This is a genomic window from Mesorhizobium sp. M8A.F.Ca.ET.165.01.1.1, assembly GCF_004792065.1.
Lineage (GTDB): Bacteria > Pseudomonadota > Alphaproteobacteria > Rhizobiales > Rhizobiaceae > Mesorhizobium.
In genome coordinates, this window is the sequence record NZ_SRTH01000008.1 from 169,146 (window position 1) to 186,850 (window position 17,705).

14 protein-coding genes are annotated in these 17,705 nt (G+C 64.3%); 9 read left to right on the forward strand and 5 right to left on the reverse strand.

The features are described from left to right. Window positions 1-11 precede the first annotated feature (11 nt). From EN808_RS21825 to EN808_RS21835, 3 genes are read left to right on the forward strand one after another with little or no spacing between them, the layout of a single operon-like run. The gene (locus tag EN808_RS21825) at window positions 12-1,523 is read left to right on the forward strand and encodes a CpaF family protein (protein ID WP_127870753.1); all 1,512 of its coding nucleotides are present in this window, start codon (window positions 12-14) and stop codon (window positions 1,521-1,523) included. A gap of 29 nt (window positions 1,524-1,552) precedes the next feature. Next, a complete protein-coding gene (locus EN808_RS21830; protein WP_127278985.1) occupies window positions 1,553-2,566 on the forward strand; it encodes a type II secretion system F family protein in 1,014 nt (337 codons plus the stop codon). A 9-nt stretch (window positions 2,567-2,575) separates the two neighbouring features. Next, window positions 2,576-3,601: a type II secretion system F family protein gene (locus EN808_RS21835; RefSeq protein ID WP_127278986.1), complete on the forward strand. Its 1,026-nt coding sequence runs from the start codon at window positions 2,576-2,578 to the stop codon at window positions 3,599-3,601. Between the two features lie 86 nt (window positions 3,602-3,687). Here the strand turns inward: EN808_RS21835 and EN808_RS21840 are convergent, their stop codons facing one another. Continuing rightward, window positions 3,688-4,518 carry a tetratricopeptide repeat protein gene (locus EN808_RS21840; protein ID WP_135862952.1) on the reverse strand — a complete coding sequence of 277 codons (831 nt, stop codon included), beginning with the start codon at window positions 4,516-4,518 and terminating at the stop codon, window positions 3,688-3,690. A 132-nt stretch (window positions 4,519-4,650) separates the two neighbouring features. On the opposite strand from EN808_RS21840, the gene EN808_RS21845 reads away from it, so the two are divergent. The 5 genes from EN808_RS21845 to pdeM all read left to right on the forward strand — a co-directional run bounded on the left by EN808_RS21845 (window position 4,651) and on the right by pdeM (window position 10,643). After that, window positions 4,651-6,015 carry a leucyl aminopeptidase family protein gene (locus EN808_RS21845; RefSeq protein ID WP_135916866.1) on the forward strand — a complete coding sequence of 455 codons (1,365 nt, stop codon included), beginning with the start codon at window positions 4,651-4,653 and terminating at the stop codon, window positions 6,013-6,015. Between the two features lie 68 nt (window positions 6,016-6,083). Continuing rightward, complete coding sequence (locus tag EN808_RS21850) at window positions 6,084-6,434, forward strand: MarR family winged helix-turn-helix transcriptional regulator (protein WP_015319324.1); 351 nt, start codon at window positions 6,084-6,086, stop codon at window positions 6,432-6,434. 31 nt (window positions 6,435-6,465) lie between these two features. Then, window positions 6,466-7,326 carry an NlpC/P60 family protein gene (locus tag EN808_RS21855; RefSeq protein WP_135916867.1) on the forward strand — a complete coding sequence of 287 codons (861 nt, stop codon included), beginning with the start codon at window positions 6,466-6,468 and terminating at the stop codon, window positions 7,324-7,326. A gap of 69 nt (window positions 7,327-7,395) precedes the next feature. Continuing rightward, window positions 7,396-9,930 (forward strand): ligase-associated DNA damage response DEXH box helicase, encoded by a 2,535-nt coding sequence (locus EN808_RS21860; protein WP_135862080.1) that lies wholly within the window; start codon window positions 7,396-7,398, stop codon window positions 9,928-9,930. Continuing rightward, window positions 9,927-10,643 carry a ligase-associated DNA damage response endonuclease PdeM gene (pdeM, locus tag EN808_RS21865; protein WP_135916868.1) on the forward strand — a complete coding sequence of 239 codons (717 nt, stop codon included), beginning with the start codon at window positions 9,927-9,929 and terminating at the stop codon, window positions 10,641-10,643. The genes EN808_RS21860 and pdeM overlap by 4 nt, the downstream gene beginning before the upstream one ends. A 12-nt stretch (window positions 10,644-10,655) precedes the next feature. Here the strand turns inward: pdeM and EN808_RS21870 are convergent, their stop codons facing one another. From EN808_RS21870 to EN808_RS21880, 3 genes are read right to left on the reverse strand one after another with little or no spacing between them, the layout of a single operon-like run. After that, entirely contained in the window at window positions 10,656-11,591 is a 936-nt protein-coding gene (locus EN808_RS21870) for a DmsC/YnfH family molybdoenzyme membrane anchor subunit (protein WP_135916869.1), read from the reverse strand. Between the two features lie 3 nt (window positions 11,592-11,594). Next, complete coding sequence (locus EN808_RS21875; protein WP_135916870.1) at window positions 11,595-12,329, reverse strand: 4Fe-4S dicluster domain-containing protein; 735 nt, start codon at window positions 12,327-12,329, stop codon at window positions 11,595-11,597. Continuing rightward, window positions 12,326-15,250, reverse strand: coding sequence for a molybdopterin oxidoreductase family protein (locus tag EN808_RS21880; protein ID WP_135916896.1), 2,925 nt, complete (start codon window positions 15,248-15,250; stop codon window positions 12,326-12,328). The genes EN808_RS21875 and EN808_RS21880 overlap by 4 nt, the downstream gene beginning before the upstream one ends. Before the next feature lie 281 nt (window positions 15,251-15,531). Here EN808_RS21880 and EN808_RS21885 point away from each other — a divergent pair, with 281 nt between their 5' ends. Beyond that, the gene (locus EN808_RS21885) at window positions 15,532-16,428 is read left to right on the forward strand and encodes a LysR family transcriptional regulator (protein WP_135916871.1); all 897 of its coding nucleotides are present in this window, start codon (window positions 15,532-15,534) and stop codon (window positions 16,426-16,428) included. Window positions 16,429-16,430: 2 nt separating this feature from the next. On the opposite strand, the gene EN808_RS21890 is transcribed toward EN808_RS21885, so the two are convergent. After that, entirely contained in the window at window positions 16,431-17,687 is a 1,257-nt protein-coding gene (locus EN808_RS21890; RefSeq protein WP_135916872.1) for an Hsp70 family protein, read from the reverse strand. Between the last annotated feature and the right edge of the window lie 18 nt (window positions 17,688-17,705).

Consider the following 17,705-nt stretch of genomic DNA (forward strand, 5'->3'; position numbering starts at 1 on the left):
GGTAGTCGGTCATGTTCGGTAAAAGAGGCAACGACGACGGCAACCGGTTCAAGCCGGAATTTCGCCAGCCGGCGCCGGCACCGGCGCCGGTCGCGCCGGCCGCCGCGGTTTCGGTGGACACAGCGGTTCTTGCCCGGCCCGCGGCCACGCCGCAGCCGAGCGCGCCTGTCGCGCCACCCGCCAGGCGCGCGGTCGAGGCGCCACCGATGGCGCCGGAACCGAGGAGAGGCCGCGAAAAGAGCGAAACCTATTACGATACCAAGAGCCAGGTTTTCTCGGCCCTGATCGATACGATCGACCTGTCGCAACTCGCCAAGCTCGATCCCGAAAGCGCCCGCGAGGAAATCCGCGACATCGTCAACGATATCATCGCGATCAAGAACTTCGCGATGTCGATCGCCGAGCAGGAAGAACTGCTCGAGGACATCTGCAACGACGTGCTTGGCTATGGGCCGCTTGAGCCGCTGCTCGCGCGCGACGACATCGCCGACATCATGGTCAACGGGTCCAAGAACGTCTACATCGAAGTCAACGGCAAGGTCGAACAGACCGGCATCCGCTTCCGCGACAACCAGCAGTTGCTCAACATCTGCCAGCGCATCGTCAGCCAGGTCGGCCGCCGCGTCGACGAATCCAGCCCGATCTGCGACGCCCGTCTTCCCGACGGATCGCGGGTCAACGTCATTGCACCGCCGCTGGCCATCGACGGCACCGCGCTCACCATCCGCAAATTCAAGAAAGACAAGCTGACGCTCGACCAGCTGGTCAAGTTCGGCGCCATCTCTCCGCAGGGAGCCGAAGTTCTCAAGATCATCGGCCGCGTCCGCTGCAACATCGTCATTTCGGGCGGCACCGGCTCCGGCAAGACGACATTGCTCAATTGCCTGACCAACTACATCGACCGTGATGAGCGCGTCATCACCTGCGAGGACTCGGCCGAACTGCAACTGCAGCAGCCGCATGTCGTGCGCTTGGAAACGCGTCCCCCCAACCTCGAGGGCGAGGGCGAGGTGACGATGCGCGACCTGGTCAAGAACTGCCTGCGCATGCGGCCCGAACGCATCATCGTCGGCGAAGTGCGCGGACCCGAGGTCTTCGACCTTCTGCAGGCGATGAACACCGGCCATGACGGCTCGATGGGAACGATCCACTCCAACAGCCCGCGCGAATGCCTGAACCGCATCGAATCCATGATCGCCATGGGCGGCTATTCGCTGCCGCAGAAAACCGTGCGCGAAATCGTCGTCGGCTCCATCGACGTGATCATCCAGGCGGCTCGCCTGCGCGATGGATCGCGCCGCATCACCCATATCACCGAAGTGATCGGGATGGAGGGCGACGTCATCATCACGCAGGATATCGTCCTCTACAACATCAAGGGCGAGGACGCCAACGGCAGGTTGCTGGGTGAACACGTCTCGACCGGCATCGGCCGCCCCCATTTCTGGGAGCGGGCTCGATACTATGGCGAGGAGCAGCGTCTCGCCACGGCGCTCGAAGCCATGGAGAAACGTGCTGACTGACGCATCCGCGGGCGTGAAGGTTCAGGTCGATGTTTGGAATTGACGGCACCGTATTGGCGTTTGTCGTGCTCGCCGGCTTCAGCGCCGGCGCGGTCGCCTATGCATTTCTGTTCAACCAGATCAGCAATGAGAAACAGGCCGGAAAGCGGCTTGAAACGATCAAGGCCGCCGAAACGGACCGCTCTGTCGTCAAGGCGACGCGCGACCGCGCGGCGGACGCGGCCAAGCGCCGTAAATCGGTGCAGGATTCCCTGAAGGAGCTCGACGAGAAGCAGAAGACCAAGGACACCGCCGTCAAGAAGCCGCCGCTGAAAGCCCAGCTTCGCCAGGCTGGGATGAAGGTGCCGATCGAGCGTTTCTATATCTATTCGGCCATATGCGGCCTCGCGCTGACAATCGTCGCGTTCATGGTCGGTGCGCCGATGATCGTATTGCCCGGTATATTGCTCGCCGGAGCGCTCGGCTTGCCGCGTTGGTTCGTTTCTTTTCGTCGTACCCGCCGCGTCAAGGCGTTCCTCAACGAATTTCCAAACGCGCTCGATATCATCGTCCGGGCGGTCAAGTCCGGCCTGCCGCTGAACGACGCCGTGCGCCTGATCGCCAATGAATCCCCTGAGCCCGTGAAGACCGAGTTTCGCCGAATAGTCGATTCGCAGCAGATGGGCCTGTCGATCCCCGACGCGACCTTGCGCATGCCCGAAACCATGCCATGCACCGAGGCGAGTTTCTTCGGCATCGTCATCCAGATCCAGTCGCAGGCCGGCGGAAATCTCTCCGAGGCGCTGGGCAACCTTTCGCGCGTGTTGCGCGACCGCAAGAAGATGAAGGCCAAGGTCGCGGCACTGTCGATGGAAGCGAAAGCATCCGCCGCCATCATCGGCGCCTTGCCTTTCATCGTCGCCTTTCTCGTCTATCTCTCCAGTCCCAACTATTTGATGCCGCTGTTCACGACCAGCGTCGGTCATCTAATACTCGGTTTCGCCGCCGTCTGGATGTCGATCGGCATCTTCGTGATGCGCAAGATGATGAACTTCGAAGTCTAGGACCGCGGCATGACCGAACAAGTCATCAAATCACTGACGGATCCCAGCTTCCTGATTGCGCTGCTGGTCGCCATCGCCGTGTTCGCAACCGTCTTTACGCTGCTGCCGGCGATCGGCGGAAACCAGCTCAAGGCGCGCATGAAGTCGGTCGCGCTGGAGCGTGATGAGCTTCGCGCCAAGCAGCGCGCGCGGCTCGCGAACGAGGCCGATCGCCGCCGCAAGGGTCTGCGCGAGCAACAGTCGGTCGGCATGCGCAACATTGTCGACCGGCTCGATCTGCGGCGTGCGTTGGCCGACGAGGCCACCTTGCAGAAACTCAAGGTTGCAGGCTTTCGCGGGCAGAATCCGCTAACGCGTTTTCTGTTCTTCCGCCTGGTGCTTCCTTTTGTCGGCTTCGCGCTCGGTCTGGTCTATATCTTCGTGCTCGGCGGATTGCCCGACAAGCCATTGGTGATCCGGCTGTTCGTCTGCGTCCTCGTTGCCTATGGCGGCTTCTACGCGCCGGTCCTCTACGTCAACAACCGCGCGACCAAGCGCAAGCAGTCGATCCAGATGGCGTGGCCGGATGCGCTCGACCTGATGCTGATCTGCGTGGAGTCCGGCATGTCGGTGGAAGCCGCGCTGCGCAAGGTCGCCGACGAGATCGGCGCGCAGTCGGTGGCCCTGGCAGAAGAATTCATCCTGACCAACGCCGAGCTCTCCTATCTGCAGGAACGCAAGCAGGCTTATGAAAACCTGGCCGGCCGCACGGGGCTGGAATCGGTCAAGTCGGTGTCGCAGGCGCTTGTCCAGGCCGAGCGCTATGGCACGCCGGTGGCTCACGCGCTGCGCGTGCTTGCCAGCGAAAGCCGCGACATGCGCATGAACGCCGCCGAGAAAAAGGCCGCCGCCCTGCCGCCCAAGCTCACCGTGCCGATGATCTTGTTCTTCCTGCCGGTGCTGTTCGCCATCATCCTGGGGCCGGCGGGCATCCAGGTCAGCCAACGCGGTATCTTTGGCGATCATTCAGGCGGGGCCGCGTCGACCAGCCAGTAGGCCAACGCAGAATCCGTCCGCGGAAACAAAAAGCCGCGCTGCAATGGAGCGCGGCTTTTTTATGATTTTCGGTAAGCTCGTGGCGATCAGTTGGTGGCGGTTTTCGGCGGTTTCGCCTTGTCCTGATCCTTGAGCTGGCTCCAGGCGTTCTGCTGGGCCAGCATCTGCCTGAGATAGGCAACGTTGGCCTGCGCCTGTTCGGGCGAAAGTTCCTGCGAGGCGATCTTCTCGGCTTCGTCGAAACGGCCCTGCAGGCCGACAACGAGCGCCAGGTTCTGGCGTACCCGGCTGTCGGCGTTCGGCTGCTGGGCGGCCGACCGCATATAGGTCTCGGCGGTGCGCAGATCCCCTTCCAGCACATAGGACATGCCGAGATTGGAAAGGACCGAAGGCTCGTTGGGCTTGAGTTCGAGCGCTTTGCGGTAAAGCTGGCGCGCGTCGTCCTTCTGGTTGAGCTGGTCAAGTATGGCCGCTTCGGCGGAGACCAGCCTCCAGTCGGGATATTCCGGCGTCTGCGCGCGGCGCACCGCGTCGAGCGCCGCCTCGAACTGGCCGTTGGCGGCCAGCGCCTTGCCGTAGGCGGCGAGTACGTCGCGGTCCTTCGGATAGGCGATCGCCAGCTTGCGCATCACCGCAAGCGACTGGTCGGCGTCGCCATCCATCTGCAGCGCCGCCGCGAAGTTGGTCGCGATGCGCTTGTCGTTGGGGTTCCTGGCGTAGGATTGGCCGAGTGCGGCGGTGGCATTGTGCAGTTCTCCCGCCGACATCGTCTCCAGCGGCTTGCCGCTGGTGCGTCCGATCGAGCCGGTGGTGAGCTTGTCGGTCGCGCATCCCGCGACACCTGCCGCGAGCGCCAGCATGAATGCCGTGGTGATGAGCCGTTTTCCCCGGATGTCTATCGTGCGGTTGGTCGGCATCGGCACCCTGGGCCTCCATTCATGCGCGTGGCCATTGCGTGGCCATCTTCCCTCCAGCAGAAATATTCTGTTAACCCTAACGGAGGGTTAAGAAGCGCCGACTCGGGGCGAGCTCGGCAGGAGAAACATCTGATGGCTGTGGAACTGGTCGAGAACAAGCTGAAGAACCCACTGCCGGTCCATCTGGTCGGCAGGGACGGCCTGGAGGCGGCCGGTCTGTCGCCGTCTATTGTCGCTTGGGCCAGGGCAAACGGCTTTTCCGGCGAGGCCGGCAGGACGCTGGCCGTGCCCGGCGAGAACGGAGCGCTCGGCGGCGCCATGTTCGGTCTTGGCGACGGCGAGGGCGCGCTCGGCCTGGGCGCGCTGTCGAAAACCTTGCCGGAAGGCGACTGGCACTTCGCCTCGGCGCCGGCCGAGCCGGAGTTGGCGGCGATCGCGTTGGCGCTCGGCGGCTATGTCTTTACCCGCTACGGCAAGAAGCCGGGCAAGGCGCTGCGCTTCGAATTGCCGGCCGGCGTCGATGCGCAGCGCGTTCGCCGCATCGCCGATGGCGTTTTCCTGACGCGCGATCTGATCAACACACCGACCAACGATATGGGGCCGGACGATCTGGAGAGGGCAGTGCGGGCCTTGGCTGGGACCCACAAGGCCGAAGTCTCCGTCATCAAGGGTGACGACCTGCTCACACAGAACTTCCCGATGATCCACGCCGTCGGCCGCGCCTCGTCCGGCGCGCCGCGCTTGATCGACATGACATGGGGGCAGCAAGGGGCGCCGAAGGTGACCCTGGTCGGCAAGGGTGTCTGCTTCGACACTGGCGGCCTCGACATCAAGCCGTCCTCGGGCATGGTGTTGATGAAGAAGGACATGGGCGGCGCCGCCAATGTGCTGGGCCTGGCTTCGATGATCATGGCCGCCGGGCTCAAAGTAAGGCTGCGGGTGCTGATCCCCGCGGTCGAGAATTCGATTGCCGGCAACGCCTTTCGTCCGGGTGACGTGCTGGCGAGCCGCAAGGGCATATCAGTCGAGATCGGCAACACGGACGCCGAGGGGAGGCTGGTGCTGGGCGATGCGCTGGCGCTGGCCGACGAGGAGGAACCGCGGCTCCTGGTCGACATGGCGACCCTGACCGGAGCCGCCCGCGTCGCGCTCGGCCCCGACCTGCCGCCTTTCTACACCGATGACGAGGCGCTTGCCTCGGAGCTGGCGGCGGCATCGCTGGCGGTCGAGGATCCGCTGTGGCGCATGCCGCTATGGCGGCCCTACGATGCGAAACTGTCGTCGAAGATCGCCGACATCAACAACGTCACCACGGACGGTTTCGCCGGTTCGATCACCGCGGCGCTGTTCCTCAAGCGCTTCGTCGAGAAGACCGCGAGCTGGGCGCATTTCGATATCTTTGCCTGGAACCCCGCCGATCGCCCCTACGGCCCCGCCGGTGGCGAGGCGCAAGGCATCCGGGCGCTGGAGCGGATCATCTCGATGCGGCATGGCTGATGCAAGCAGAGTCGGCAAATTGCTGAAACTGAAACGGAACCGAAACAATTTGCCGTCATCATGGCGCGATGTCGATTGCGATGCGCCCGAGCCAGGCCTTGCGACTGTGGCAGCAAGTGATGCTGTCGCAGGTGCGCGAGGATGCGCCTGACCTCACCATGCGTCAGACGGCGATCCTGTTCACCATCTATCTCGATCCGCCGCCGCATACGGTGCGCGGTCTTGCCGCCCGCCTGAACGTCACCAAGCCGGTCATCACACGTGCGCTCGATACGATGGGCGCGCTGAAACTGGTGTCGCGCCATCGCGACGAGCTCGACAAGCGCAATGTCCTGATCAAGCGCACCGTTGAAGGCGCGCTCTTTGTCGAGCGCTTCGGCGATGGTATCATTGCCAAGGCCCACGAACTGCCGATCTGACTGTATTGCCCATTCAACAGGGTTGCCGATTTTGACCGCTCACGACGCACGCCTTCATGCTTTCCGCTCCGATCTCGCCGATGCCAGGTTGAAAGGAGAAGTCGCTGCCGACCGTTTCGTCGCGGGCCGGCCAGCGCGGATTTCGGTGCCGGTGGCCGATATCCGCAAGGCGCCCAAGTTGGAGTCGGGTGTCAACACGCAAGCTCTGTTCGGCGACGATGTCCTGGTTTTCGAGGACAGAGAAGGCTGGGCCTGGATCCAGGCCGAGCGAGACGGCTATGTCGGCTATGTCGCCGACACCATGCTGGGCGGGCGGGACCATGCGTCCACCCATATTGTCTCGGTGCCGCGTACGTTCCTTTATCCCGGTCCGGATCTGCGCTTTCCGATCGCCGGGCAACTGTCGATGGGATCGACCGTAACGGTGACGGGTGCCGCGGAAACACGCGGCACGCACTATGCCCTGCTGCCCTCGGGTGAAGCCATGATCGCTGGCCATCTGCGGCCGATCGGCGAAGTGGCCGACGACCATGTGTCCGTGGCCGAGACATTTCTCGGCACGCCCTATCTGTGGGGCGGTGTTTCCGGCTTCGGCATCGATTGCTCCGGCCTGGTGCAACTGGCCATGCGCATGGCCGGCAGGGAGGTGCTGCGCGATTCCGACATGCAGGCCGCTTCGGTCGGCGAGCCGCTCGAGCCGGGCCCCGATTTTTCGGGGTTGCGACGTGGTGACCTGGTGTTCTGGAAAGGTCACGTCGCCATCATGACCGACGCCCAAACCATGATCCACGCCAACGGCCACACCATGCTGGTATCGCGCGAAGGGCTGAAGGAAGCGGTCGCCCGCATCGGCTATCTCTATGGCGGACCGACGGGGTTTCGGCGGCCGTAAGGCTTTTTTCGATCCCCTTTTGTTCCGATTCTGCTTGGCGATTGCGCGCCGCCGCGCTACCTCTGGCGGGTGACCGAGCTGCCGCGCCTCGCCGACCAGAATGCCGCCGTCGTCTTGCCCGAGCCATTCGTAAAATGGTTCGGCGAGAAGGGCTGGTCGCCGCGCGCGCATCAGATCGAACTGCTGGCGAAAGCCCAGGCCGGGCAATCGGTGCTGTTGATCGCGCCGACCGGCGCCGGCAAGACGCTGGCCGGCTTCCTGCCGTCGCTGACCGAACTGGCCGTCAGGCCGAGGCGAAAACCAGGCCAGGCGCGGCGCGGCATCCACACGCTGTACATCTCGCCGCTGAAGGCACTGGCCGTCGACATCGAGCGCAATCTCGGCAAGCCGGTCGAGGAGATCGGCCTGCCGGTCACCATCGAAACGCGCACCGGCGACACCCCCGCCCACAAGCGCCAGCGCCAGAAGCTTGCGCCGCCCGACATCCTGCTCACCACACCAGAGCAACTGGCCTTGCTGATCGCGGCAGGCGATGCGAGGCGCTTCTTCGAGGATTTGCGCTATGTCGTGCTCGACGAATTGCATTCGCTGGTGACGTCGAAGCGCGGCCATCTGCTGGCGCTTGGGCTGGCGCGGCTGCGCAGCTTCGTCCCTGGCCTGCAGACGATTGGGCTGTCGGCGACGGTGGCCGAGCCGGACGAATTGCGGCGCTGGCTGGTCAGCCAGAACCCACCCGGTGACATGGCGGAATTGATCACCGTGACGGGTGGGGCGAAGCCCGAAATCTCGATCCTCGATTCCGAGGAGCGCGTGCCGTGGGCGGGGCACTCGGCGCGCTACGCCACGCCGGAAATCTACCGCGAGATCAAGCGCCACAAGACGACCTTGCTGTTCGTCAACACGCGCAGCCAGGCGGAGCTGCTGTTCCAGGAGTTGTGGCGGGTCAACGAGGACACCTTGCCGATCGCCCTGCATCATGGCTCGCTCGACGTCGCCCAGCGCCGGCGTGTCGAAAAGGCAATGGGCGACAACGCATTGCGCGCCATCGTCGCCACCTCGACGCTCGATCTCGGCATCGACTGGGGCGATGTCGACCTGGTCGTGCATGTCGGCGCGCCAAAGGGGGCCAGCCGGCTGGCGCAGCGTATCGGCCGCGCCAACCACCGCATGGACGAGCCGTCGAAGGCGATCCTGATTCCCGCCAACCGTTTCGAGGTGCTGGAATGCCGGGCCGCGCTCGACGCCAATTATCTCGGTGCGCAGGATACGCCGCCGCTGGTCAATGGCGGGCTCGACGTGCTGGCGCAGCATGTGCTGGGCTGCGCCTGCGGCGCACCGTTCCGCGCCGATGACCTCTATGAAGAGGTGCGAACGGCGGCACCCTATGCCGGCCTCGATCGTCCGACCTTCGACCGTGTCATCGATTTCGTCGCCACCGGCGGCTACGCGTTGAAGAATTACGAGCGCTACGCCCGCATCCGCCTGAACAAGGATGGGATGTGGCGCGTATCCAATCCGCGCGTCGCCCAGCAATACAGGCTGAATGTCGGCACCATCATCGAGGTGCCGGCGCTCAATGTGCGCTACGTCAAGGCCGGCAGCAAAGGCGCGGCGTCGCACGGCGGCCGCGTGCTCGGCAAGATCGAGGAGGCGTTCCTCGAAACCTTGACGCATGGCGACACCTTCATGTTTGCCGGCAAGGTGCTGCGCTTCGAAGGTATCCGCGAGAATGAATGCTTCGTCTCGAATGCGCCCGGCAGCGACGCTAAGGTGCCCTATTATGGCGGCGGCAAGTTTCCGCTGTCGACGTACCTTGCCGAACAGGTCCGCATCATGCTCGACGATCCGCAGCGTTGGAAGAAGCTGCCGGAGCAGGTGGCCGACTGGCTGCGGTTTCAGTCGGACAAATCGATGCTCCCAAAGCGCGACGATTTGCTGATCGAGACTTTTCCGCGCGGCAACCGCCATTATCTGGTCGCCTATCCCTTCGAGGGCAGGCTGGCGCACCAGACGCTTGGCATGCTGCTCACCCGTCGCCTCGACAGGGCGGGCGCCAGGCCGCTTGGCTTCGTCGCCACCGACTATGCCTTGGCCATATGGTCGCTGGGCGACATGGGTGCGATGTTCAAAGCCAGGAAACCTTCACTCGGCGCGCTGTTCGACCAGGACATGCTGGGCGACGATCTCGAAGCCTGGCTGGCCGACAGCTGGCTTCTCAAGCGCACCTTCCGCAACTGCGCGCTGATCTCGGGCCTGATCGAAAAACGCCACCCCGGCCAGGAGAAGAGCGGCCGCCAGGTCACGGTGTCGACCGACCTGATCTACGATGTGCTGCGCAGCCATGAGCCGGACCACATCCTGCTTCAGGCGACGCGTGCCGATGCGGCGACCGGCCTGCTCGATGTCAGCAGACTTGCGGACATGCTCTCGCGCATCCAGGGTCGAATCATGCATAAGGCCCTCGAACAGATATCGCCGCTTGCCGTGCCGATCATGCTCGAGATCGGCAAGATGCCGGTCAATGGCGAGGCCGACGAAACGCTGCTGATGGATGCGGCGACGCTGGTCGAGGAGGCCATGGGGCCCGGGATGGTTGACGAATGACCTTTTCGCTGGCGCGCGCATCGCTGATCGCCGAGGCCGACCTTGTCGGCATCGCGGGCGCGCGCGCGGTCTGCGATCCGCGCGGCGTGCTCTATTTTCCCGAGCTCAAGCTGCTGACAGTATCGGACCTGCATCTGGAGAAGGGCTCGTCGCTGGCCAGGCGCGGCACACTGATCCCGCCCTACGATACCGGCGCGACCCTGCTGCGATTGCAGGCGGTGATATCGGACTACCAGCCGTCGATCGTCATCAGCCTGGGTGACAGTTTCCACGATGGCGGCGGCGCCAAGCGCATGCATTCGAGCTTTCGCGAACGGCTGGAAGCGCTGATGGCAGGCCGTGACTGGTTCTGGGTCGCCGGCAATCACGACCCGGAGGCGCCGGCGGACCTGCCCGGCGAGACGGTGCGGGAACTGGCCATAGGTTCCCTGCTGTTCCGGCACGAGCCGTCGAAGGTGCGGGTCGAGGGCGAGATTTCAGGCCACCTCCATCCCTGCGCGCGCATCGTGCAGCAAGGCCGTTCGGTGCGCAGGCGCTGCTTTGCCGGCGACGGCGGGCGCATGATCATGCCGGCTTTCGGTGCCTATACCGGCTCGCTCAACGTGCTCGACCGCGCCTATGCCGGCTTGTTCCGGGTGGAGTCATTGATGGCCTACATGCTTGGCACTGACCGCATCTTCGCCATCTCGCGCTCGATGCTGCGGCCCGGCTGAGATCCACGGTCTCTATCGTCCATAGTAGAGCATGACCGTGTGCTTCGCCTCGGCGAAGAACAGCCAGCGCTCGACCAGCATGCCGGCGAACTGGACGATCGCGGCGAGCGCCGACAACACCGCCGCAAACGGCCACGGCAAGGCGAAGGCGGCAATCAGCAGCAAGTTTGGCAAGCCGAACGCCAGCGCCTGCGCGATCCGGCGCAGCTTCGCGCTGTGCTTGCGTGCGATGCGGAAGCCCATTTCCTTGAGCAGGTAGTTTTCCTCGGTATGCGGCCATTCCAGGGATCGCACCGTGCCGCCGGAGAGTCCGGTAGCGGTGTTCGCGTTGGTCGCGATTTCAAGCTGGTCATTGTAGCGCCAGGTCGCCAGCTTCCAGCCCCAGCCGAGCAAGGTGATCAGTACCGAAGTGGCGAGCAGGACAGTCGAGCCGAGCGCAAAGCCTTGCAGCAGGGCATTCACGAGCACGCAGCCGCTCATCGCCGAGAAGATGAGATAGCCGGGCAAGGTGTAGGGGCTATGCCATTGGGCAATCGGCTTCAGCGACGCATAGATCATGCCGGTCATGCAGACCGTGACAATGGCACCGAGGCTGGCCAGAACGCCCGCGGCCGCCACCCAGCCATCGAGGCGGCCAAGGAAGACCCAGCCCATGCCGAAGAGGCCTGCGGGAATGAAGGTGGCGACCGACGCGACGCCTTCGCGCGACAGCCATGAACTGCGCCATTGCGAGAACGCCCGCCAGGCACGTTCAGGCCTGCCGAGATGGCCGGTCGAGGACAGCAGGCCTGCCGCGATCAGGCCGAGCGCCAGCCCCATGCCGACGAAGGCCGGCCAGAAATCGGGCGTGATGAGGCCGAGCGGGCCGAGCACGCCAAGCAGCGCGAGCAGGCCGTAGCCGGCACCGGTGGCGGTGGTGAAGAAGACGACGGAGAAGGCGGGATGCATGGGCTAGTTCGAGAGCATGCGGTCGACCCAGCCAAGGAAACCGCCCTCGGCCCGTACCGGCTCCAGCGCGGGAGCGGCCACCGATGCGGCGCGCTGTGTATGGGCGCGCGGCGGCAGGTATTTGTTGGTGGGGCGATAGCCGAGTTCGGGCATGAGGTCGACCCCGCCGCGCTCCGCCACCAGTTGCGAGACGGCGGATTGGGGATCGCCGAGATCGCCGAAATGCCGGGCGCTGGTCGGGCAGGCGGCGACGCAGGCCGGCACGCGGTCTCCTTCGGCCAGATTGTCGTTGTAGATGCGGTCGACGCAGAGCGTGCATTTCTTCATCACGCCGACATCCGTGTCGAACTCGCGCGCGCCGTAAGGGCACGCCCAGCTGCACAATTTGCAACCGATGCACTTGTCCTCGTCGATCAGCACGATGCCGTCCGAGGCGCGTTTGTAGGAGGCGCCCGTCGGACAGACGGTGACGCAGGCCGGCGTCTCGCAATGCAGGCAGGAGCGCGGGAAGTTCACCGTGCGCCCGCCCATCTCGGTGATGTGCTCGTAGCTGTGCACGCGGTTGAACCAGACGCCGTCGACATGGCCGCCGTAGGGGTCGATGTCGGTCAGCGGCGCCATGTGGCCGCCGGTGTTCCATTCCTTGCAGGCGGTGACGCAGGCCTGGCAGCCGACGCAGGTGTCGAGGTCGATGACGAGACCGAGCCTTTTGTCCGTGTGAGAGGGCAAGCAGGTCATTCGGCGGCTTCTCTCTTTTGGCGGAATTCGGCGCCGAAGCGAAGTATGTCCGGCACGGGCTCGAGATTTGGCGGCTGGTGGAAACGCTCGAATTGCGGTTCGGTGAAGCCGGCCTCTTCCGCCGCGCATTTGACGATGCGCACCCTGAGATCGAACCATGCCGCCTGGCCGGTCACCGGATCGGAATTCGAATAGCGCCTGCCGTTGGCATCGGCAGAGGTCTGGTCGCCGATGATGTGGTTGAGCAGGAAGCCGCGATTGCTTTCGGCGGCATCGTCCTTCAGGCCCCAGCTGCCGCGCCGTTTGCCGATGGCGTTCCAGGTCCACACCGTGCTTTCGTTGACCCCGTCGACCAGCTTGATCTGCCCCTTCACCTTGCCGTTGATGCTCTCGATCCACACCCAGTCGTCATCGACAAGGCCAAGGCCGGCCGCCGTCCGGCGATGCACGAACAACCGGTTCTGGCTGGTGATCTGCCGCAACCACGCGTTTTGCGAACCCCAGGAATGGTACATGTGCATGGGCCGCTGCGTCAGCGCGTGCAGCGGGTATTTTTCCAGGTCCACGGCCGCTTCCTCGAAAGGCATGTACCAGAACGGCAGCGGATCCATGTAGGTCTCGACGCGCTCGCGTTGCGACTGCGGCGGCACCACCCGGCCATGTCCGCGCGCGGCCAGCCGGAAACGCTGCATCGGTTCGGAATAGAGCTGGAAGACGATCGGCTCGGCCTTGGGGATGAAGCCCAGTTGCACCGCGAAGTCGAGATAGGAGCGGTTGGCCATCTTGTAGTAGCGCTGGTCGTCATTGAAGTCGTGATGCCAGAAACCGCCATTGTCGATGTAGCGCTGCAACTGGTTGGGGTTGACGTCGCCCTTGCCGATCGAGATTTCGTCCTTGCCGCGCCAGCCGGCGAGCGGGCCGATGCCGGGCGTGCGTTCGTGATTGACGATGTAGTCGGCGTAGTCGCGGTACTTCGCCGAGCCGTCGTCCTCGACGAAGCCCGGCAAGCCAAGCCGCGCGCCGAGTTCGATCAGCACCGACTGGAACGCCTTGACGTCGCGGTCGGGCTCGACGACGGGATGGCGGATGGCGTCGCCCGGCCCGTCGGCGTGGCTGATCGGCCGGTCGAGCAGGCTGATGCAGTCATGGCGCTCGAGATAGGTGGTGTCGGGCAGCACGAGGTCGGCGAACGGCACGGTCTCGGAATAATAGGCGTCGGAATAGATGATGAAGGGGATCCTGTAGTTGCCCACCTCATCACGGTCGGTGAGCATGGCCATGGTCTCGACCGTGTTCATCGACGAATTCCAGGCCATGTTCGACATGTACATCATCAGCGTGTCGATGGAGTACGGATCGCCGGCCCAGGCGTTGCGGATGACAGTGTGCATCAGGCCATGCGCCGCAAGCGGTGAATCCCAGGAATAGGCCTTGTCGATGCGCAGCGGCGTCCCCGCGTCGTCGACCAGCAGATCGTCGGGTCCACAAACGAAACCGAGCGGCATGCCATCGAGCGGCGTCATCGGCCTCACGTCCTTGCCGCAGGGCTTCGGGCCAGGCGGGGCGGATCTGGGGTAGGGCGGTTTGAAGCGGAAGCCGCCAGGCACATCCACAGTTCCGAGAAGCACCTGCAACAGGTGAATGGCGCGGCAGGTATGGAAGCCGTTGGAATGGGCGGAGATGCCGCGCATGGCATGCATAGAAACGGGCCGACCCTTGATCGTCTCATGCCGGCGCCCGGCCCAATCGGTCCATGCGACCGGCAGTTCGATCGCCTGTTCGAAGGCGACATGGGCAAGTTCGGCGGCGATGCGGCGGATCGTATCGGCGGCAATGCCGCAACGCTCGGCGACCGCGTCGGGCGCGTAGCTCTCGTCGAGATAGCGGTCGGCAATGAGCTGAAATACCGGAACGCACCTGCGCCCGTCGACCGTGAAGCTGCCAGTCAGTGCCGGCTTTGCATCTGGATCGGTTGCGTTGACGGAGGTCTTCGCCACTCGGTCCCAAGCGACAAGAGTGCCGTCGCTGTCGCGCAGAAAAAGCCCATCATCGGCCGCGCCAGGCTCCTGGATAACCAGGACATGCGCGTTGGTGTATCGGAGCAGATAATCGAGATCGACGCGGCCGGCCTTCAAGAGTTCGTGGATGAGCGCGAACACGAACAGGCCGTCGGTGCCGGGCCGGATGCCGATCCAGTCGTCGGCGATCGCGTTGTAACCGGTCCGGCAGGGATTGATCGACACCACCTTGGCGCCGCGCGCCTTGAGTTTGCCCAGGCCGATCTTGATCGGGTTGGAGTCATGGTCCTCGGCGACGCCGAACAGCATGAAGTATTTCGTGTTGTCCCAATCGGGCTCGCCGAACTCCCAGAACGAGCCGCCGATCGTGTAGAGGCCACCGGCTGCCATGTTGACCGAACAGAAGCCGCCATGGGCAGCGAAATTCGGCGTCCCGAACTGGCTCGCCCACCAGCCTGTCAAGGATTGCGACTGGTCACGTCCGGTGAAGAAGGCGAGTTTCTTAGGATCGGTCCGGCGGATCTTCAACAGCCGCTCGGTGGCGATCGAGAAGGCTTCCTCCCACTCGATCTCGCGGAACTCACCCGAGCCGCGCGGGCCGGTGCGCAAGAGCGGCTTCTTCAGCCGGGCCGGGCTGTAGTGCTGCATGATGCCGGAGCTGCCCTTGCCGCAGATCACGCCGCGATTGACCGGATGATCCTTGTTGCCGTTGATGTAGCGGACCTTGCCATCCTTGATGTGCACGTCGATGCCGCAGCGGCAGGCGCACATGTAGCAGGTCGTCTTGGCGATGCTGTCGGAAACATCTGGCGAGGTGTCGACGCCGTCGCCTTCATCGGGCGCCCGCGTGTCGGCAAGCGGGCGTTGCGAGGGGGCCGAATTGGCGCAGCGCGGCCCTTGCATCATGATCCCGGGGTACTCGCGCGGCCGGCGGATTTGGCGCGCGTCTTCGGCCCGGGCCCGCGCATGTAATGCTCTTCCGGGTGATATCGATCACCGGCCAATCGCCGCCGGATGCCGCGGGTCCAATGCGCAAGCAGGGATCTGAACCGCCCGATCATTTTATTCTCTGCGACCTGCAGGCCAATTTTTTCTAACTTCGACTGAAAAAGTAGAATAAAGCTATCGATCCGTCTAATCAGTTGTTCTTGTAAATTCGATCGATATTGGTTCTTAATACAGGCATGACCCTGGACCAGTTGCGCATTTTCGTCGCCGTCGCAGAGCGCGGCCACATGACCAAGGCAGCAGAGCTTCTCGGCATTTCCCAGTCGGCCGCGTCGGCGGCCATTCGCGCGCTTGAAGAGCAGCACGGTGTCCATCTGTTCAACCGCGTCGGCCGCAACATAGAGCTGGCCCAGACCGGCCACCGGTTCCTGCCCGAGGCCAAGGCCGTGCTGGAGCGGGCTGCCGCCGCCCGCAACGTGCTGGAACATGTTTCGCAGACGGTCGCCGGCAGCCTCTCGATCGCCGCCAGCCTGACCATTGCCAGCTACTGGCTGCCGCGCCGGCTGGCCTCCTTCCACGAGGCCTATCCGGCCGTCAGGCTTAGCGTCACCATCGGCAACACAAGGCAGGTCGAGGCCAGTGTGCTCGATGGAGCCGCCGATCTCGGCCTGGTCGAAGGGCGCACCGAGTCCGACATATTGCGCCGCTCCAAGGTCGATACCGACCGGTTGATGCTGGTCGTTGCCAGTTCCCATCCGCGCATCGCCGAAATCGCGCCGGGCCGCCCCGACATCACGGGCCTGCGCTGGATCATCCGCGAGGGCGGCTCCGGGACGCGCGAGGTGCTGGAGGACCTGGCGCGCCGCGAGGGGATTTCACTTGCCGACCTGCAGATATTCCTGGTGCTGCCCAGCAACGAGGCGGTTCGCCAGGCCGTCGAAGCAGGCGCCGGCGCGACCATCATTTCGGAGCTGGTCGTCGGGCACGCGGTCGCCGAGGGGAGCCTGAGAGCCGTGCCGATCGAATTGCCCAAGCGTGACTTCGCCATGATCACCCATCGCGACCGCCAGGCAAGCCTGGCCCAGATGGCGCTGAAGGCGCATCTGGCTGCCGAGATGAACGGGTCAGGGTAGGATCAGCCGAACTTCCGCTGTGCATCGAGCGCCAGACCAAGCCCGACCGAGCCGAACATGTCGCCGTCGATGACGGAAGCCTGCGGCACCAGCGACAGGATTTCCCGCCTTGCCAGCGGGATCGCCGTCGATCCGCCGGTCAGGAACACCGCGGTGATGTCCGATGGCTTGACCTGAGCGTCGCGAATGGTCTGCGCCACCGTTTCGGTGACCCGCTCGATATCCCGGGCGATCGTGGCCTCCAGCCCGTCGCGCGTGATCCCGGCGGCGAACGCCGCGTCCGGCAGCTTCACCTCCACCTCCGCCGATGACCTGTCGGTCAGTTCTATCTTGGCTCTTTCGACCAGCGCCGCCAGAGCGTGCCCGTAGCGGTGCTCGACGATATGGATGAAGCGGTCGACCAGGTCGGCGCGCACGGCCTCGTAGCGGATCTGGCGCAGATGCGTCATCGCCTTGGCGGTATAGACCAGATTGATGCGCTGCCATGTGGCGAGGTCGATGAAATAGCTGGCCGGCAGGTTGCGCTTGCCGTCCTTGGTCGCGGAGAGGTAGCCGAGTTGCGGCATGACATGGGCGATGCTCAGCAACCGGTCGAAATCGGTGCCGCCGATATGGATGCCGCGGCTGGCCAGGATGTCGTCCTTGCGGTCGGTCGATCGCGAGCGCTCCGGCGAGACCCGCACGATCGAGAAGTCGGACGTGCCGCCGCCCATGTCGATGATCAGAGCCAGTTCCTCGCGCGTCACCTTCTGCTCGTAGTCGAGCGCCGCGGCAATCGGCTCGAACTGGAAAGCGATGTGCTTGAAACCCTGGGCACGGGCAGCCTTCTCGAGCTCGCCTTGCGCCTTCGCGTCGGCTTGCGCATCGTCATCGACGAATTGCACCGGGCGACCGAGCACCACGCTTTCCACCAGGCCGCCGGCGTCCTCTTCGAGCCGCGTCTTCAGATGGCCGATGAACAGGCCGATAATGTCGATGAAGCCAATCTGGCGCGCCTTGATACGCGTCTTCTCGTGGGCGAGCGAACTGCCGAGCACGCTCTTCAGCGAGCGCATCAGGCGGCCTTCGATGCTGTCGGTATAATCGCCGATCGCGCGACGACCGAAATAGGTGTGGCCGTCCTCGAAGTTGAAAAACACGGCACTTGGCAAGGTGGGCTGTTCGCCCTCCAGCGGGACCAGCCGCGCCTTGCCGTTCCGGGTCACGCCCACCGTGGAATTGGACGTGCCGAAGTCGATGCCGCCGAATGCCTGATGCATTGCAGCCTCCCGTAATTG

What these genes read in the sequence shown, in the direction of transcription:
- EN808_RS21850 (WP_015319324.1), top strand. Translation starts at nt 6,084, where the DNA reads ATGTCGATTGCGATGCGCCCGAGCCAGGCCTTGCGACTGTGGCAGCAA.
- EN808_RS21845 (WP_135916866.1), top strand. Translation starts at nt 4,651, where the DNA reads ATGGCTGTGGAACTGGTCGAGAACAAGCTGAAGAACCCACTGCCGGTC.
- EN808_RS21875 (WP_135916870.1), bottom strand. Translation starts at nt 12,329, where the DNA reads ATGACCTGCTTGCCCTCTCACACGGACAAAAGGCTCGGTCTCGTCATC.
- EN808_RS21830 (WP_127278985.1), top strand. Translation starts at nt 1,553, where the DNA reads ATGTTTGGAATTGACGGCACCGTATTGGCGTTTGTCGTGCTCGCCGGC.
- EN808_RS21880 (WP_135916896.1), bottom strand. Translation starts at nt 15,250, where the DNA reads ATGCAAGGGCCGCGCTGCGCCAATTCGGCCCCCTCGCAACGCCCGCTT.
- EN808_RS21835 (WP_127278986.1), top strand. Translation starts at nt 2,576, where the DNA reads ATGACCGAACAAGTCATCAAATCACTGACGGATCCCAGCTTCCTGATT.
- EN808_RS21870 (WP_135916869.1), bottom strand. Translation starts at nt 11,591, where the DNA reads ATGCATCCCGCCTTCTCCGTCGTCTTCTTCACCACCGCCACCGGTGCC.
- EN808_RS21890 (WP_135916872.1), bottom strand. Translation starts at nt 17,687, where the DNA reads ATGCATCAGGCATTCGGCGGCATCGACTTCGGCACGTCCAATTCCACG.
- EN808_RS21825 (WP_127870753.1), top strand. Translation starts at nt 12, where the DNA reads ATGTTCGGTAAAAGAGGCAACGACGACGGCAACCGGTTCAAGCCGGAA.
- pdeM (WP_135916868.1), top strand. Translation starts at nt 9,927, where the DNA reads ATGACCTTTTCGCTGGCGCGCGCATCGCTGATCGCCGAGGCCGACCTT.
- EN808_RS21885 (WP_135916871.1), top strand. Translation starts at nt 15,532, where the DNA reads ATGACCCTGGACCAGTTGCGCATTTTCGTCGCCGTCGCAGAGCGCGGC.
- EN808_RS21840 (WP_135862952.1), bottom strand. Translation starts at nt 4,518, where the DNA reads ATGCCGACCAACCGCACGATAGACATCCGGGGAAAACGGCTCATCACC.